At 48.1% G+C, this 16,144-nt stretch carries 18 protein-coding genes; 3 read left to right on the plus strand and 15 right to left on the minus strand.

Features of this window, described 5'->3' with window-relative positions; all coding sequences use genetic code 11:
• Positions 1-4 precede the first annotated feature (4 nt).
• From NGM66_RS00780 to NGM66_RS00815, 8 genes are read right to left on the minus strand one after another with little or no spacing between them, the layout of a single operon-like run.
• Entirely contained in the window at positions 5-565 is a 561-nt protein-coding gene (locus NGM66_RS00780) for a decarboxylating cobalt-precorrin-6B (C(15))-methyltransferase (RefSeq protein WP_208908660.1), read from the minus strand.
• Positions 558-1,154: a cobalt-precorrin-7 (C(5))-methyltransferase gene (locus NGM66_RS00785; protein WP_208908658.1), complete on the minus strand. Its 597-nt coding sequence runs from the start codon at positions 1,152-1,154 to the stop codon at positions 558-560. The genes NGM66_RS00780 and NGM66_RS00785 overlap by 8 nt, the downstream gene beginning before the upstream one ends.
• On the minus strand, positions 1,151-2,284 hold the full coding sequence (cbiD, locus tag NGM66_RS00790) for a cobalt-precorrin-5B (C(1))-methyltransferase CbiD (RefSeq protein ID WP_209279999.1): 1,134 nt from the start codon (positions 2,282-2,284) through the stop codon (positions 1,151-1,153). The genes NGM66_RS00785 and cbiD overlap by 4 nt, the downstream gene beginning before the upstream one ends.
• A 9-nt stretch (positions 2,285-2,293) precedes the next feature.
• Positions 2,294-2,953: a cobalt-precorrin-8 methylmutase gene (locus tag NGM66_RS00795; RefSeq protein ID WP_208908648.1), complete on the minus strand. Its 660-nt coding sequence runs from the start codon at positions 2,951-2,953 to the stop codon at positions 2,294-2,296.
• Positions 2,950-3,918 carry an adenosylcobinamide-phosphate synthase CbiB gene (gene cbiB, locus NGM66_RS00800; RefSeq protein WP_208908646.1) on the minus strand — a complete coding sequence of 323 codons (969 nt, stop codon included), beginning with the start codon at positions 3,916-3,918 and terminating at the stop codon, positions 2,950-2,952. Before cbiB ends, NGM66_RS00795 begins: the two co-directional genes overlap by 4 nt.
• Positions 3,905-5,278 carry a cobyrinic acid a,c-diamide synthase CobB gene (locus NGM66_RS00805; protein ID WP_208908636.1) on the minus strand — a complete coding sequence of 458 codons (1,374 nt, stop codon included), beginning with the start codon at positions 5,276-5,278 and terminating at the stop codon, positions 3,905-3,907. Before NGM66_RS00805 ends, cbiB begins: the two co-directional genes overlap by 14 nt.
• A 26-nt stretch (positions 5,279-5,304) precedes the next feature.
• A complete protein-coding gene (gene cobD, locus NGM66_RS00810; protein ID WP_208908634.1) occupies positions 5,305-6,375 on the minus strand; it encodes a threonine-phosphate decarboxylase CobD in 1,071 nt (356 codons plus the stop codon).
• Positions 6,375-6,887 carry an ECF transporter S component gene (locus tag NGM66_RS00815; protein ID WP_208908626.1) on the minus strand — a complete coding sequence of 171 codons (513 nt, stop codon included), beginning with the start codon at positions 6,885-6,887 and terminating at the stop codon, positions 6,375-6,377. The genes cobD and NGM66_RS00815 overlap by 1 nt, the downstream gene beginning before the upstream one ends.
• 423 nt (positions 6,888-7,310) lie before the next feature.
• Between NGM66_RS00815 and NGM66_RS00820 the strand changes: the two genes are divergently transcribed.
• Complete coding sequence (locus NGM66_RS00820; protein ID WP_208908624.1) at positions 7,311-7,883, plus strand: cob(I)yrinic acid a,c-diamide adenosyltransferase; 573 nt, start codon at positions 7,311-7,313, stop codon at positions 7,881-7,883.
• Positions 7,884-8,015: 132 nt separating this feature from the next.
• Here the strand turns inward: NGM66_RS00820 and NGM66_RS00825 are convergent, their stop codons facing one another.
• Positions 8,016-8,462, minus strand: a complete 447-nt coding sequence (locus tag NGM66_RS00825) for a flavodoxin (RefSeq protein ID WP_208908616.1) — start codon at positions 8,460-8,462, stop codon at positions 8,016-8,018.
• A 416-nt stretch (positions 8,463-8,878) separates the two neighbouring features.
• On the opposite strand from NGM66_RS00825, the gene NGM66_RS00830 reads away from it, so the two are divergent.
• Together NGM66_RS00830 and NGM66_RS00835 are read left to right on the plus strand one after the other, a co-directional pair.
• On the plus strand, positions 8,879-9,094 hold the full coding sequence (locus NGM66_RS00830; RefSeq protein ID WP_125575030.1) for a P8 family protein: 216 nt from the start codon (positions 8,879-8,881) through the stop codon (positions 9,092-9,094).
• Between the two features lie 146 nt (positions 9,095-9,240).
• A complete protein-coding gene (locus NGM66_RS00835) occupies positions 9,241-9,993 on the plus strand; it encodes an SDR family NAD(P)-dependent oxidoreductase (protein WP_258115326.1) in 753 nt (250 codons plus the stop codon).
• A gap of 71 nt (positions 9,994-10,064) precedes the next feature.
• Here NGM66_RS00835 and NGM66_RS00840 read toward each other — a convergent pair whose 3' ends face one another.
• The 6 genes from NGM66_RS00840 to NGM66_RS00865 form a co-directional block, all read right to left on the minus strand.
• Positions 10,065-10,694: a histidine phosphatase family protein gene (locus tag NGM66_RS00840; RefSeq protein ID WP_208908614.1), complete on the minus strand. Its 630-nt coding sequence runs from the start codon at positions 10,692-10,694 to the stop codon at positions 10,065-10,067.
• Between the two features lie 11 nt (positions 10,695-10,705).
• Positions 10,706-11,617, minus strand: a complete 912-nt coding sequence (locus tag NGM66_RS00845) for a DMT family transporter (RefSeq protein WP_208910990.1) — start codon at positions 11,615-11,617, stop codon at positions 10,706-10,708.
• A gap of 774 nt (positions 11,618-12,391) precedes the next feature.
• On the minus strand, positions 12,392-13,066 hold the full coding sequence (locus tag NGM66_RS00850) for a methionine ABC transporter permease (RefSeq protein WP_373418441.1): 675 nt from the start codon (positions 13,064-13,066) through the stop codon (positions 12,392-12,394).
• Between the two features lie 9 nt (positions 13,067-13,075).
• Positions 13,076-14,140: a methionine ABC transporter ATP-binding protein gene (locus tag NGM66_RS00855; RefSeq protein ID WP_208908610.1), complete on the minus strand. Its 1,065-nt coding sequence runs from the start codon at positions 14,138-14,140 to the stop codon at positions 13,076-13,078.
• Between the two features lie 57 nt (positions 14,141-14,197).
• Positions 14,198-15,007 carry a MetQ/NlpA family ABC transporter substrate-binding protein gene (locus NGM66_RS00860; protein WP_208908608.1) on the minus strand — a complete coding sequence of 270 codons (810 nt, stop codon included), beginning with the start codon at positions 15,005-15,007 and terminating at the stop codon, positions 14,198-14,200.
• A gap of 519 nt (positions 15,008-15,526) precedes the next feature.
• On the minus strand, positions 15,527-16,075 hold the full coding sequence (locus NGM66_RS00865; RefSeq protein WP_208908606.1) for a DNA-3-methyladenine glycosylase I: 549 nt from the start codon (positions 16,073-16,075) through the stop codon (positions 15,527-15,529).
• Positions 16,076-16,144: the final 69 nt, after the last annotated feature.

Below are 16,144 nucleotides of genomic sequence, written 5' to 3' on the forward strand. Positions count from 1 at the left end.
TCGTTCATTCCTCTCGTGTTGTACTCATAATAATGGTCGGGTTCTGAGGCTTAAAGAAGTGGCCTTTACCCAGGGCATGCAACCGTTTGACGCTCACATCAACCACTTCAATCTTCTGAAAGCCAACCTCTTGCAGTGTTTGGTAAGCAGCTAGTGCATTTTCTAACAAAATGAAGTTCAACACTAGATTGCCTCCCGGGATCAAATGCGCATAAGCAAACTGGATAATCTCATCCAACTGTTGGCCACTACCACCAACAAATATGGCATCATAGTTGGTTACCGGGATCTTGCTTGGCGCTTCACCAGCCACTAAATCAATCGTGGTCGTCCCAAAATGACTCATGTTCTTTTGCATAATTTCCAAGGCAGCCGGATTATTCTCCACCGCCGTCACCTGCAGTTGGGGGTGCTCTAAGGCAGCTTGTAAGCTGATGCTCCCGGTACCCGCACCGACGTCAAGCAAGTGCCGTTTAGTCGCCAATTGCAGCTTGTCCAAGCTAATGGCCCGGACTTCTGCCTTGGTCATCGGCACCTTTGTTCGTAAAAATTCTTCATCACGCATTAGTTATAATCACCACGTTCATGCCAAATTTCCGGTCAGGAACTGTTTCCTCCGTAAATTGGCTTATTTTTTCAGACGTATAGCTCAAGTTTTCACCTATGTAGAGGTGTCGGTGCTGGTGACGTTCCCGAATAGCCGCCGCGATCTGTACGGGGCCAATCTGCTGGTCAGTCACCATGCCCACCTTGTCATGTTGTAATAAGAAATCGAAGTCTGGCTGCCGTCCGTGACTGCTGGTCAAGTAAGTATCATTCATGGACAATCCCAGTTGATTAAAACAATACTGAATCGAACTAATTCCTGGAATGATTTTGACATCATCAGCTGGCACCTGAGTCAACAACCAATTACCAATGCCGTACAGCAACGGATCTCCTGACGCCAGCAACACAATGTTTTTCTGTCGATGTGCTTGCAAGTAAACCGCCAATTCCTTTAAATGCGGTAAAACCAGTGTCTCTTGTTGAGGATTGAATTCTGCCAGTTGCCGCTTTGATCCAATCACCAAGTCTGCCTGAGCGACCAACGCCTCTGTTCCAGCTAACCGCAAGCTTGCGGCCCCTGGACCAATACCAACAACTGTGATCATCGCCATTCCGCCTCGATTTCTTTCAGCGGTTTGGAGGACGCTAACAAGCCTGTAGACCGTGAAAAGATGACAGCATCTATCGTCACTGTTGGTTTTCGGTGCGCCAATAATTTTTCCGACCGTAGCTTAATCTTGTCCACAATTTCTTGGTAGACCGCCTGGTACCCTTGCTGGTTAATTAAATCAATCATTGAGATTGTGGTCAGACAAGCATAGACCTGTTTAAGCAGATCCACGGGGGCACCCAGTAGCGCCAGATTGGCGACCATTACCTCAGCCCGTGCATCCGCATCTTTACTGTGCGTTGAGAAGATACCGGCTGAAACCTTAATCATCTTCCCCAAGTCACCGACCATCAACACGTGTTCAAAGCCCAGCCGCTGTGCCTCTTTTAAGACGTAGCCTACAAAATTACTCATCTGGACCTGTTGCGTTACTGGAATCTTCATCGTCTGCGTCAGAAAATCCTCACCATAATTTCCTGGCGTTAGGATAATCCGCTTATCACCCCGTTGCTTGTGAATGTTCATCTCAATTGAAATGGAATGCTTCCAGCTCTCTTCAGACATCGGTGTGACAATACCACTGGTCCCCAGAATAGAGATCCCGCCAACGATGCCTAGCTTCGGATTGTAAGTGAGCTTGGCTACTTCTTCGCCCTTGGGCGCGGAAATCACAATATCTGCGCCACGATTAGCCCCCAGCAGCTGCCGCACACTTTGCTTGATCATCCGCCGAGGCGTCGGATTGATGGCTGGCATTCCGGGGTCATTAGCCAAGCCTTTTTGCGTGACACGCCCAATTCCCTTGCCACCATCCAGCGTAATCTCACTATCGTTTCGTAGCGTGACCGTCGCATAAATTAACATCCCATCTGTGGCATCTTGATCATCACCACCATCCTTGGTGATGGCGACCGAGGCTTGCTGTTCATCGAACTGATCATCCTGCACATCGAATTCAACTTGTTGGCCATTAGCCGCTTTTACCGCAACGATGGCCTGGGGTTCTTGCTGCAACAATGTTTTAGTTGCTGCGACCGCTGCAGCCGTGGCTGTCGTGCCTGTCGTAAATCCCTTCCGCAGTTTTCGGCCGTTATAAAAAACGTAATCGTCATCCGTCGTTGACACCGCTCTCACCTATCCTTCAGTAGCTAAATCTAAGTTGTACATGATGGCATTCGTCAGGGCTGCGGCCAAATTGCTGCCGCCCTTACGTCCTAAGGCAACAATGGCTGGAATGTCGCTATCGTACAACGCCTGCTTGCTTTCTGCCGCTTCAACGAAACCGACCGGCACACCAATAACTGCCGCTGGATCTAACCGACCTTGTTTAACCATTTCTAAAATTTTATATAGCGCTGTCGGTGCGTTGCCAACGACAAATAGTTTTTCCGTCTTGACTGTTGCGGCAAGTTCAATAGCAGCCATTGACCGGGTAATACCTTGATCTTTAGCAATCTCAAATACCCGGGGATCCCGAATATAGCAGTGATAATGAACGTCTAGCTCATCAAGCTTCCGTTTGTTCATACCAGCTAACGCCATGGTCGTATCAGTAAAGATCGTGCCACCGTGTTGCATGAGATGCTGAATCTTAGTAATGACCTCATGTGAAAATTTAAGGTTTTGCAAGTAGTCAAAGTCAGCTGTCGTGTGAATGGCTCGCTTAATAATGGCTTCTTGAACGGGGCTATCAAACGTGTATCCAGGGGCAATCTTATCAATCTCATCTTGAATCATTTGAAAACTCTTATCCGTAATCTGATTGGGAACTGTGATGTAGTCACGTGTTTTCATAACGTCAATCCTTTCCATAACATAAGGCGTCCCCCCACACAAAGTATCAGGCACATCCATGAGGCAACGTAAAGTAAACGAAGCGTTAACCGAATATCCGTCGTCGTCGCTGATTTGGCGGTTGCCAGTCCAATAAACGGTTTGGTAACCAACTCACCAAAATAATAATGCGGGCCACCTAAGCGTAGATCTAACGCGCCTGCGACAACTGATTCTGAAAAACCACTGTTCGGGCTACGATGTTTCTTACGATCACGCTTGCCGACGACAAAAGCTGTTCTGTAGTCGTACCCCAGCAGCATGCTACTGGCCATTAGCAGTAACCACGTTATTCTGGCTGGTATGTAGTTGATCACATCATCGGCCTTTGCTGAAAACCGACCAAAGTCTTGATATTTTTCGTTGCGATACCCAACCATTGAATCTAACGTGTTCACTGCTTTGTACATCAAGCCAAGAACCGGTCCGCCAATGATCAAATAAATCAATGGCGCAACAACCCCATCGCTTGTATTTTCTGCAACCGTCTCAATCGTTGCTTTACAGACGTCTTCGGGGCCCAATTGCTCAGTGTCTCTGCCGACAATCATGCCGACTTGATGGCGTGCTTGTTGCAAATCATTTGCACGAAGACTCCGCATAATTTTGTGACTCTCAATAGCTAAGCCGCGTACAGATAAACATGCGTAACAGATGTAGGTCCCTATAATGAACGAAAGCCAATGATTCAGACTAGACGCCCACATCACAACTGCTGTAATCACCCCAGTACCACCCACGATAATCACCCATAACACGATACCCAACCAGCGTCGCTTAAGTGCTGAATAAGTCTGCTTATTGAGCCAGGTTGTCAGATGGGCAATCGCGTGGCCAATCACTTTAACCGGATGTGGCCAAGTCGGCGGGTCTCCCAATATGAGGTCCAGGATAAAACCCAGAGTCACCATACTAGCAATCTGCATGTTCCGTCGCCCCTAACTGTGTCAGAAATTGATTCAGAAATTGTTGACTTTGATACAGGTGAACATGAAGGTACCCAGCATACGTCCGTCGATATTGATAGCTACCTTGCCAATGATCAACCACCTGCTGGTCGCGGATCTTCTGGAGATCAAGAACAGGTTGGAGGTCTGCTGAGCGTGGCGTGAAGGTAGAATGATGAAACTCATGACCGACCACAGTTGTTTGGGCAGGGGCCAACAAAGTGTCTCGCTTAGGCGTGGCGTAACAGTAGCCAAATCGTTTTAAGCGCGGCGTCATCACACTACTACCATCAAAGATTCCGACCATCGGATAGCGAGCTGATTCGGTTTGCAAGTCTCTCCCTAAATACATCAGGCCCCCACATTCCGCATAGATTGGTCGTCCACGCTTTGAAAACGCTTGGATAGCTTGCCGCATACGTTGATTTTGCGCCAAGTCACAGGCAAATTCTTCCGGATACCCACCGCCTAAGTACAAGGCATCGACTTCAGGGAGCCGGTGGTCTGCAATGGGACTAAATGGAATCAATTGCATGCCACAGCGCTCCATTAATTCCAGATTATCGTGATAGTAGAAGTTGAACGCCTCATCCCGCGCTACGCCAACACGGCATGATACTTCGGGCAAATCATACGGTAATGGTGTCGTCGAATCAGTTTCTTGCGCAAGCGCTAATAACCGTGACAGATTCACATGCTGCTGAATCAGTTCACCTAGTTCAGCTATTTTACGATCCACACCAGGTAACTCCTCATCCGGAACTAACCCCAGCTGACGTGACGGTAAACTAACTTCTTTCTTGTGCGGTAAATACCCTAGCACTTCGACATCGGTATACCGTTCAATTGCCCCCTTCACCAGTTGATAGTGGTTCTCACTCATCACATTGTTAACGATCACTCCTACGATTTTGACCGCGGCATCCATCACTTTAAAGCCCTGAATGATTGCCGCAGCAGAAGTTGATGTGGCCCGAGCATTCACAACCAATACCACAGGAACGTCTAGTTGTTTAGCCACACTTGCGGTCGAGAACGCATCCTTATCTATTCCCAAGCCGTCGTACAACCCCATGACGCCTTCGATCAAGCCAAGATCAACATCGGCAGTATCCTTGGTGAATAAATAGTTTAACGCAGCCGCATTGGGCACCAGAAAATTATCTAGATTACGTGAACTACGCCCCGTAATCCGTGTATGAAACTTGGTATCTACGTAATCCGGACCAACCTTATAAGGCTGAATCGTCAAACGTTTACTCAGTGCCGATAACAGTCCCAACGCCACACTGGTCTTTCCGGCACCGCTGGTCACCCCCGCAATTAATATCTTCTTCATTGACTAGCCCCCCTTTCTCAAGCTCGCTATTCAAGTACCCGCAACTGTTGTACCAATTCTTGATTTGCCTCATGACTTTTCACAGCCATCCGATAATAGCCTGCATCCAACCCAACATAATCCCGACAATCCCGAATCAGGATACCGACCTGCCATAACTTTTCTCGTAGGTGCGGCACGGAACTATAAACTAAGTAATAATTCGTCACTGATGGAAAGACGTGCAGAAATGTTATCTCTTGTAATTGCTTTCCCAACCAGGGTTGTTCAGTTTGTAGCCAATCTTGCGTTGCTTGAATATAAGTTCTATCCTCAAAGGCCCGTTCACCAAACCGTGCTGCCACCGTGTTAACGCTCCATGGCTCACTTTGGTCTCGCATCTTTTGTTGAAGTGCACTGTTTTTCGTAACGGCATACCCCAGTCGTAACCCTGGAATTGCGAAAAACTTGGTTAGCGACCGGACAACAATGACCGGGTCACTGGGACTCAGCTTCGGTAGCCAGCCCTCATTCGGTGAAAGGCTCAAGTCCATAAAGGCTTCATCCAAAATCACCCAAATCTTCTGTTGGCGGCAGTAGCTCACCAATTGATCCAAGTCAGCGTCATTCAACATCGTCCCAGTTGGATTATTAGGATTACCCAGGCACACCAACTTCACTTGGGGCTGGTCCTTAAGCGCTTGGATCAACTGTGCACCAGTCAACTGAAAGTCGTCGTCACGAGTCAAAGAAAAGTGTGTGACCTGTGTGCCAGCCTTTTTCAACGCCCGTTCATACTCACCAAAACAAGGTGCTAGGACCATTGCGGTTTGTACGTGTAGTGCCAACGCCGCATCAAAAATCAACTGTACAGCACCATTACCAACGACTATATCTGTGGCTGCTACCTGATGGTGTTTCGCAATGGCTGATTTTAGCCGTGGATACTCTGGATTGGGATAATCACTCAGTTCAGTCAGTGCAGCTGATAACGTTGCCTTTAACGCTTGCGGTACCCCCAGCGGATTAATGTTGGCGCTAAAATCTAATAGGCTCGTCGCCGGTCGTTGGATTAACGCCGCAATCTTTTCTCGGTTACCCCCGTGAATAACGGTCATTAGCCTTTACCCACGATAAAATCCGCTTGCTTGACACTTTGTGGTAATACCACATAAAGCAATTCACAAATAACCAGATTAACAATTGTCGCGATCGTTAGTGGAATAAATAACGCAATGATTGCCCCTTTCAATAACGGATAGAGTAAGGGAATTTCTAACGGAACGTTGATAATATAAGCAATGACATCCGAGAGAATAACCACAACCACACGATTGAGCCCTAATTTTTGACGAATATAGCCGAATACAAACATGCAAACTGCCATCATTCCCCCAACAATCAAATGAACGGGCAACGTAAGCGGAAATCCGGATAACATCGCGGACGTCATATGACCAAAGAAGCCTAAGAAGGCGCCCACCCAAGGTCCCAAAAGCAAAGTTCCTAAGAAAGCAGGGGCAGAATCTAGCGCAATTGACCCTAAAATTTTGATGTTGGCGCCAATAATACACAGTGCCAATAGTAAAGCGGTCAATGTTAAGCGTTTTAAAGCACGATTGTTTCCCATGACTAAAACCTCTTTATTATGTATTGGCGATAACTTTTAAGTAATCGCTTACATACGAAATTACACTGTTTTATCTATGACCGCAATAACTCAGCGATTTTTCCTCAACAGATAAAGTGTACACAATTCCATTTGAACAAGAGAATAACATCACAAAGTAAAAACTTGTCTTTTTCATTTGCATCAGCCGATTTTAAATGACAATTTCCCGTCGAAATACGCGTATTTATCATATTTATCTCTAAATCAATGAGATTCACGCCATCTCCTTACCAGCTACTTATCTTTTAATGCTATAAAATGACTGGTTATTTCACCAATTTATCATTCTCTTGTGGTCACATACTTTCATCTTGAAATAGGGTTGTAATTCTAAAACTGAATTGGCATGCTTATCTTAGTAACCATTAGGAGGGTAAAACTATGAAGATTTATACACGAACTGGCGACAAGGGTCAAACACGGATTATAGGTAAAACGATTGTCGATAAGGATGATACCCGTGTTGAAGCGTATGGGAGTGTTGATGAGTTGAACTCATGGGTTGGCATGACGATTTCCTTGCTGACACCTAAAACAGCCGTAATGAAGCCTGAACTCGAGGAGATTCAACAACTGCTCTTCGATGCTGGTCGGGATCTTGCGACCTTAAAATCAGATACACGTCATGACTTTATTTTTTCCAAACTCAACGATGGCGCAACCGATTGGCTAGAAAAAAAGATCGATGACTACACTGCAAAAGTGCCACCGGTCAATAAGTTTATTTTGCCAGGGGGGACACAACCCGCTTCCGCACTGCAATACGCCCGTACAGTTACACGACGAGCCGAGCGACGTATCGTTTCCCTGCAAAAAAATGATGCTAGTAATAACGATGTCCTAATTTTCATCAATCGGTTATCAGACTACTTCTTCGCCGCTGCACGTTACGCTAACTTCTTAGACAGCTACGACGATATTCTCTATCGCAATAGTCGGCCCGTTTTTAGATAAACCATCGTATCGTGGCTCACTTGTGTTTATTGAATACCTATTACAATGATGTCAAAGCAAGCTAAAAAGGCCTGGGATACGCATTCCCAGACCTTTTCGTTATCACTTGTATGCCGATAGCGTTGATTTCTTTTAACTCGCTTGAGCAACCAATTCCTTGGAAAATTGCGCCAGTTTCTCGACGTCTTCTTCATACGGTTCCAAATCAATCTTGACGTTCGCAGATCCGCGCGTTGCTCCAGTCTGTTGAAATGCTTCGTCAAAATGATCTACAGTCGTGTTGTAGTACTCACCATAGAATTTATCGCCAGATCCAGCAACACCATAGACTTTCCCTTTAAGGTCCAACTCCTGTAGATCTTCGTAAAAATCCATGCCTTCTTCTGGCATTTTGCCTTCATCGTATGTATAAGCACAGACCACTAAAATATCTGAGCTCTTCAAATCAGCCGCATCCGTCTGCGAAATTTCTGTTTCTTTTACCTGGACGCCCGCCTTCTCTAAACTTTCAGCAACAATATCAGCCAATTCTTCATTGTTACCGGTGATTGTTGCGTAGACCACGTGTGCTAACAGCATTTTATATCATTCCTTTGTGTTTTTTGAAGCGGTTTCATAATAGCATAATTGCCGTCGCAAACCAGTCATTTTCGCAAAGACAGCAAAATTATACTATCCCGTTTTGCCCCCGCCACGCTACCGCATTTTAAAAAATACCGTTTGTCAGTCAAGTTACCAACCCGACCGCACTAACAACGGGATTCACCAGTCCCCAAGGTGGCCAAATCCCTGCCATCTCACATTAAGCGTGTCAACTCATTTCACTCTAACACGATTGGGAGTGCTAATTTAGGGCCTTATTATCGGGAAACTTGACCGGCTTAAACAAATTATTTACCATTTCCAAGTTTTAGGACTACTATGAAGATGAAGCCGGTGGCGCATGCCAGTAACAGAACCGCTGACCCCAATATTCATTTTGGAGGTAATTGGTTATGGCTGTTGTAGAAAAGACTGCTTTATTGGATGAAAAAATGAGTGAAGTATTCGACTGGTCAGATTCAAAGCAACCAGTTCGGGATGCTCTTTGGAACCACTTTATGGAATCCAATGGTCACAACACCGATGAAACTGAAGCTTCGATGAAGGAAATCGACGCGAAGTCCGACGATGAAGTTCGTTCTTACGTGGAAGATAACCTCAAGAAGTAAACCGGCTGTTTCAACCTAAAAATAACCCTACCCTCGTGGCGGGGTTATTTTTCTTTGGGTAAAATTCACGGTCAAGCCGGCCGCATTAGTTTTATTTGTGATATAATGAACATGTACAATTATCTTACATACTGGAGGTTCTTAGAATGACTGAACGACTTGATGGTAAAATCGCCCTGGTAACCGGTGGCGCAGCAGGAATTGGTTTGGCAACGGTAAAACGCTTCTTAGCAGAAGGTGCGACCGTTGTTTTCACAGATATTAACGTAAAAGCTGGCGAAAAAGTTGCGGCTGACCTCGATTCACCTAAGGCCGTCTTCATGCCACAAGACGTCAGTCAGGAAGCCGATTGGGAAAAGGTCGTCAAGGCCACCCTTGATAAATTTGGCACGATCGATATTCTCTTCAACAACGCCGGCATTTTCCGTCTGATCAACCTGCCAGAAATCACAGAAAAACAATGGGATCAGCTGATGAACATCAACGTGAAGGGCGTCTTCTTTGGCATGAAGCACGTCATTCCAATCATGGCGGCCAAGAAGAGTGGCGCCGTGGTCAATACGTCATCCATCGCTGGATTGGCCGGTTCACCACAAGCGACCCTGTATGGCGCTAGCAAAGGCGCCGTCCGCCTGATGACCAAGGATGCCGCCATCGAATACGCCCCATCCCAAGTCCGGGTCAACTCGGTGCACCCTGGCCTGATTGAAACGGAAATGGCGGATTACGCCTCAGACGTTTACGCCGCACCTAAGACCGACCTCGGCAAGATGCACCCACTGGGCCGGTTAGGCAAGGCCTCAGAGGTTGCCGCAACCGTCGCTTTCTTGGCCTCCGATGACGCTTCCTTCATCACCGGCGCCGAGATTCCTGTCGACGGTGGCGTCACTGCCCAATAAGATTAGACTAAAAAAAGTTGCGTAGCCCAAAACGGTTACGCAACTTTTTGTTTACAGATTCGTGCATGTAGTTAAGATGACCTGAACTGGCCGCTCACCGCGTATGACTGCAGGTACCGCTGGCCCGTTACCGGATCGATCACCATCCGGGTCAGACTGGTGTTGCCCGGCTCTGGCAACGCGGTCGTTGCCGGGGCCGCCAACATTAGTAGTGCGGTCGCCTTGATAGTCAACCCGTGGCTCACCACCAAAATGTGGTCGTCCGGATGATCCACGACCTCTTCGGCCAGCCACTGGCCCACGCGGCGTTGCACGTCCAGGTAAGTCTCCCCACCGACCGCCGCCAGAGTATCCGGCAAGGCTTCACCAGTCAACGCATCAAAGTCTGCCGGTTGTTGCGCCCGTAGCCCTTGAAAATTGGCACCGGTCCATTGCCCGTAATCGGCTTCCATCAACCGCTCGTCGAATTGGGGCAAGACGTCTAGCGTCGCCGTTAAGGCCGCCGTCGTTTGCCGGGTCCGATGTAAGGGGCTGCTGACCAGCTGATCGTAGTGGCTGTTTTTGAGCCACTGCGCCAGTCGTTCGGCCTGCTGTAAGCCGTTGACCGTTAAATGCGTGACGGCACTATCCAATTGTCCTTGCATAATCTGGTCAACGTTCGCTTGCGTTTGACCATGACGCACCCAATCAAAGGTCGTCATCTGCTCACTTCCTAATTTACACGTTCAAATTGTGTGACGATTTTCCGCCGCCCCCGTTGTAGCAAGTAAATTGCGACAATCACCAGAACGGAGCCGATAATTTCGGCAATCGTAATCTTTAAGCTTAAGAATAAAATCGATAAGACGAAGGTCACCACTGGTTGCGTGGCGTCGACGATACTGATGACGTCAGACGGCGCAAAGTGGGTGCTGTAAAGGATTAACGAGAACGGCAAAATAGTTCCCACGATGATGACCGTGGCCATCGACCCAATCAGCGTGCCCGTAATCGGCGGCATGTTCAAAAACACGGGATGATATAAGTTGAAGACCACACCCGCAATAAACGTTCCCCAGCCTAACACAGTAATCGGCGCATGACCATAGTCACGGACTAATGGCCGGGGTAAAACGACATAACATGCCGCTGTGATTCCAGAACCAATGCCCCACAACAGGGAGTCCACGGGGATGGCCAATTGGGTGATGTCCCCTCGCGTAATGGCCAAGAAGACGCCCACTAAAGCAACCACAAAGGCAATCAGGTCACTACGTAACGGCCGTTCATGCTTGAATAGTAAGCTGCCCAGCACGATGAACAACGGGCTGAGGTACTGCAGAATCGTGGCAGCGGCCGCGTTCCCCGTTTGCACGGCAATGTAGAACGTCAGGAGGTTGGCGCCCAGCCCAATCAGCGCGTAGGCGACGATCCACCCAATTTCTTGCCAACTCTTAAAAATCGTGAACGTCTTTTTTCCATACAATACCAAACTAATCAACAACAAAATAACGCCGGCACCCATGGTTCGTGCAGATAAGAACCAACTGGTCGGAATCGATTGGCCTTGTGAAATGAACTGCAGGACGGTTCCGGAAATCCCAAACATCGCCGAAGCCACGGTTGCCCAGAAGATTCCCTTCATGACATTTTCAGTTGGCGCACCTAAATTCTTCAAAACCCGATAAATCCTTTCTCTCTCATACCCGTAACGATATGCATCATAATTTTTCTATTTTACCGGAAAACCATTAGAATTCGGCGGCAAAATGAGCGTTGTTTTAAAAAAATTTCAACTTCCCAGTAACATCCAGTTAAGACCCTGGTGCAACGATATCAATGACAACGCTCACCTCTAATTATCTCAATGATTCACAACAGATAAGCTTAGTCAGATAAGCCAATTTGTCGAAAAATTGTTCATGCCGAATAGTTTCTTACAAAATCACAATGAGGCCAGGGCATGCGCCCTGACCTCATTGTGATTTTACGTATTAATTTGTAAAAGTTACAAGCTTGAAAGTAGTTAAAATCATTGTGACACCAGAGCTTGTTGCGACAAGAACTTGTCTTTGAACGCAATGTAGTCCATACTGGCCGCCTTACCGTTCGCCAAATTTGTGGTTAATCACCGACGTAACCGGAGGAGGTCAGAGGTGTAGGTTGCTGTGACAACGGTGTTAGCTGAGCGCTTTTACTCAGCTTACAGCGTGGGACGTGTTTGGAGATTGACGGGGTTCGTCAAGCTTCAAACCGAGTCGGCGGACCGCTCCTTAGGCCGCCGGCGTTCCCCATAGCTACCGGAATCTCTGACAGCCGCAGGTGGCGGGCGTGGACTAATTTCATGTTCACAGTCCTTGTCAGCTGAGTACTATCAGGTGTTTTTGTACTTGCAACCTTTAGTTGATTTGTAATCTGATTAAGCCGTGTGATCCACCTTACGTGCCCAGAGGTCGCCAATCAATTGAATAGCGAAGACCAGCACCAGGATGATCAGCATAGCCGCGATCGTCACATCATTTTCGAAGCGACTGTAACCGACGTTGATGGCCAAGTTCCCGAGGCCCCCACCACCGATGGCACCGGCCATGGCAGTCAGGTCGATCAGACTGATCAACGTTAGGACTGAGGAACGAATAATGTCCGGTAAGCCTTCGCGCAGGTAAACGCGGAAGATAATTGCAATGGGACCGGAGCCAACTGACTCGGCCGCTTCGATCACGCCACGGTCCACTTCGGACAGGGCGTTTTGAATCTGCCGGGCGTAAAACGGTGCGGAACCAATGACCAGCGGCACAATGGCAGCGGTCGTCCCAATCGCCGTCCCCACGATCAAGCGGGTCAGTGGCGCAATGACGGCCAGCAAGATGACGAAGGGAATTGACCGACACAGGTTAACGATTTTATCAAGAATGTTATAAACAACGCGATTTTCCAAGATGCCACCCGGTTGGGTCACAATCAACCCGACCCCAATGGCCATCCCGATGATGCCCGCCACAACAGCCGTAACAAACGTCATGTACAGCGTTTCGCCCGTGGCCTGCACGAACTCATCTTTCATGGTTACAGCATTAGGAAAATATTTCGCAATAAAATTCAATTAGGCCACCTCCGAATCTGTTGGCTGTAAATGGGTCACGGTAATCCCGGCATCCTGGCAATACTGCCAAGCAGCAGCTAACTTGTCGGGGTCCCCGGTCATCACAACGATCAGGTTGCCTAACGGCGTATCCTGCAGAATTTCCACGTTCCCGTATAAAATGTTGGAGACCACACCGTAGCGTTTGTACAGCTCGGTGATCAGCGGCGCATCGGTGCTGGCGCCCACATATTGGAGCTGAACCAGCTGTTGATGTTCGTCCAGCCCCAGCGTTTGGGCCTGCTTGTAAATCTTTTCGAGTGCCTGGTTGATCTGCGTGGCCGTGTTAATAAAGTCTTGGGTCAGCGGCTTTTCCGGGCGACTGAAGATGGTAACCAAATCACCGCGTTCGATGATCTCGCCATCGTCCATGACGGCCACCTTGTTGCAGATTTCCTTAACAGCTTCCATTTCGTGGGTAATGAGCACGACCGTCAACCCGAGTTCACGGTTCAAGCGTTTCAACAATTCCAGAATGGATGACGTGGTCTTGGGGTCTAGCGCACTGGTCGCTTCGTCACTGATCAGGATCTCGGGATCATTGGCTAACGCCCGCGCGATGGCCACCCGTTGTTTTTGCCCCCCGGAAAGTTGCGCGGGATAATCCGCCGCCTTTTCCGTTAAGCCGACCAGGTCCAGCAAATGGGCTACTTTGGCTTGACGCTCTTCATGGGACAAGTCGCCCCCCTTTAAGGGGTAGCCTACGTTGTCCGCAATCGTGCGTGACGCCATCAGGTTAAAGTGTTGGAAGATCATGCCGATCTTTGTCCGCGCCACTCGCAGTTCCTTGGGCTTGAGGGCCAAAATATCCTGACCATTAACTTCAACCGTACCGGCAGTTGGCCGTTGAAGGCGGTTAATGACCCGAACCAACGTACTCTTCCCGGCGCCGGAATACCCGACGACCCCGTAAATGTCCCCCCGTTCAACCGTGAGTGAGACATTTTTCACGGCCGTTACGGTTTGGCCTTTATTATGGAAGGTCACGTCAATATCTTTTAATTGAATAATCGCTTCATTAGTCACAGACTCATTCTCCTTACTCGCCAATGCCGGCAGTTTCTAAGTTAACGAACGCGTTGTTTACCAAGCTGGGACAGACAACCCGTTGTAGTACTTCTTGATCAATTTCTTCGTTTGTTCAGACTGGTAAGCCTTCACAATCTTCTTGTAAGTCTTGTTATTCTTGTCAGCCTTGTTCGTCGCAATGATGTTGATGTATGGAATCGAAGCCTTGTTCAGCTTTTCCTTGTAAATGGTTTCGCTGTTTGGCAACTTGGCTTCGGCCGCGAATTCGTTGTTGATGACGGCACCAGCAGCATCACTTAAGGAACGTGGCGTTTGGGCAGCGTCAACTGGCGTAATCTTCAAGTTCAGCTTGTTTTGCGTAATGTTCTTTGGCGTTGGCAAAGCCAGCTTGTTGTTGACCTTGATCAGCCCAGCTGATTGAAGCAAGTGTAAGGCCCGACCTTCGTTGGTAGAGTCGTTAGGAATCGTGATCTGCGAACCCTTCTTGATGTCAGCAACGCTCTTGACCTTCTTGGAGTACAACCGTAATGGGGCCCGCATCGTCTTCCCAATGGAAACGATGTTGGTCTTGTGCGCCTTGTTCCATTGTTGCATGAAGTAAGTGTGTTGGAACGAGTTGATGTCAATTTCGTGGTTGGTCAACGCGGCGTTGGGCTGGTTGTAATCCGTAAAGGTAACCAACTTGATGTTCACGCCTTGTTTCTTTAACCGCTTTTGAATTGGTTTCCAAATCTTTTCATCGGAACCCATGATGCCGACCTTCACCGTTTTACTACTGCTGCTGGATTTGCCACAGCCAGAAACGATCAACAGTGGAATCAATAACAATAACAACCAACTAAAATGCTTGAATGATTTCTTCATACCCAATAATCCCCTTTATCTACTAAATTCTATTTGTAAAAATTGAAACGCCGCGATTGACTTTGTGACCAAAAGAAAAAGTCCGCTCCTAAATTAATAGAAACGAACTTCGTCGTGGTACCATTCTAAATTCAAGTCAGGTACGAATACCCAGCTCCTCATTAACACTCGCCAGCTTGCGCCTTGAAGTGCGTGCACGATAATGAGTGCCGGACATTACCGCCTCATCCCAAGGACTCAGCGATACCAATTCATTTCAGGCCATCTTCACCCCGCCGTGGGTTACCCGCTTGCAGCAAATCACGGGCTCTCTTCAAACCATTGACGGTGGTTACTCTCCTGATCACATTGTTTTTTCAATCGTTTAATTTATCTGTAAGTCTAATGCAACTTTAATCAGGTGTCAAGACAAAGTTGTTATAAATTTATTCATAGCGAATCGCGTAATACCGGCATTCCCTTACCCATGTTCCCTGGAAACCGTTTGCGTGCCAAATAAATTTCTCACCTAAATTTCACTTAATCGTCGATAATTTGTTCACGTAAAATTCCGGCGGCTAGGAGGAACATGTGGGTGACCACCGGGCCGACAAAGCTGAAGCCACGGCGTTTGAGATCACGAGCAACCGCGGTCCCAATGGTCGACTGGTTGGTCAGCTCATCACGGGTCACGGCCGGCAATAAGAGTGGCGTGCCATTGACGAATTGCCAGAGATAGTGGCTGAAGCTGCCAAATTCTTGTTGGACCTGAATAATCGCACGGGCATTGTGAATCGTCGCGCGGATTTTGCGGCCGTTACTGATCATCGCGGCGTCACGAGCAATCCGTTCGCCATCCAATTCGTCTTCAAAACCAGCCACCTGGCGCGGGTCCATCCCCGCAAAGAGTCGTCGATACACCGGCAACTTGCTAGCGGCGGCCTGCCAGCTGAGACCAACTTGAAACACCCCCACCGTCAGCAGCTCAAATAACACGTGGTCATCGTGCGTCGGCGTGCCAAAGTAGGCCGAATATTCCTGAGCTCCGTTGCTATCCCAGACGTGACCATCGTTGGGTCCAATCGCCATGTCGCCATCCCCTCTCTGGGTCCATGATACCAGAATACGCGCCGAGGTGGTTAGCCGGGTTCAACACCA

This window comes from Levilactobacillus yiduensis, from assembly GCF_024718525.1.
In the GTDB taxonomy this organism is placed as follows: Bacteria; Bacillota; Bacilli; order Lactobacillales; family Lactobacillaceae; genus Levilactobacillus; species Levilactobacillus yiduensis.

Coding starts and splice junctions, on each gene's coding strand:
- NGM66_RS00795 (WP_208908648.1), bottom strand. CDS start 2,953: ATGAAAACACGTGACTACATCACAGTTCCCAATCAGATTACGGATAAG.
- NGM66_RS00805 (WP_208908636.1), bottom strand. CDS start 5,278: ATGAAGAAGATATTAATTGCGGGGGTGACCAGCGGTGCCGGAAAGACC.
- NGM66_RS00780 (WP_208908660.1), bottom strand. CDS start 565: ATGCGTGATGAAGAATTTTTACGAACAAAGGTGCCGATGACCAAGGCA.
- NGM66_RS00845 (WP_208910990.1), bottom strand. CDS start 11,617: ATGAAGGGAATCTTCTGGGCAACCGTGGCTTCGGCGATGTTTGGGATT.
- NGM66_RS00840 (WP_208908614.1), bottom strand. CDS start 10,694: ATGACGACCTTTGATTGGGTGCGTCATGGTCAAACGCAAGCGAACGTT.
- NGM66_RS00815 (WP_208908626.1), bottom strand. CDS start 6,887: ATGGGAAACAATCGTGCTTTAAAACGCTTAACATTGACCGCTTTACTA.
- cobD (WP_208908634.1), bottom strand. CDS start 6,375: ATGACCGTTATTCACGGGGGTAACCGAGAAAAGATTGCGGCGTTAATC.
- NGM66_RS00830 (WP_125575030.1), top strand. CDS start 8,879: ATGGCTGTTGTAGAAAAGACTGCTTTATTGGATGAAAAAATGAGTGAA.
- NGM66_RS00835 (WP_258115326.1), top strand. CDS start 9,241: ATGACTGAACGACTTGATGGTAAAATCGCCCTGGTAACCGGTGGCGCA.
- NGM66_RS00820 (WP_208908624.1), top strand. CDS start 7,311: ATGAAGATTTATACACGAACTGGCGACAAGGGTCAAACACGGATTATA.
- NGM66_RS00825 (WP_208908616.1), bottom strand. CDS start 8,462: ATGCTGTTAGCACACGTGGTCTACGCAACAATCACCGGTAACAATGAA.
- NGM66_RS00865 (WP_208908606.1), bottom strand. CDS start 16,075: ATGGCGATTGGACCCAACGATGGTCACGTCTGGGATAGCAACGGAGCT.
- NGM66_RS00785 (WP_208908658.1), bottom strand. CDS start 1,154: ATGATCACAGTTGTTGGTATTGGTCCAGGGGCCGCAAGCTTGCGGTTA.
- cbiB (WP_208908646.1), bottom strand. CDS start 3,918: ATGCAGATTGCTAGTATGGTGACTCTGGGTTTTATCCTGGACCTCATA.
- NGM66_RS00860 (WP_208908608.1), bottom strand. CDS start 15,007: ATGAAGAAATCATTCAAGCATTTTAGTTGGTTGTTATTGTTATTGATT.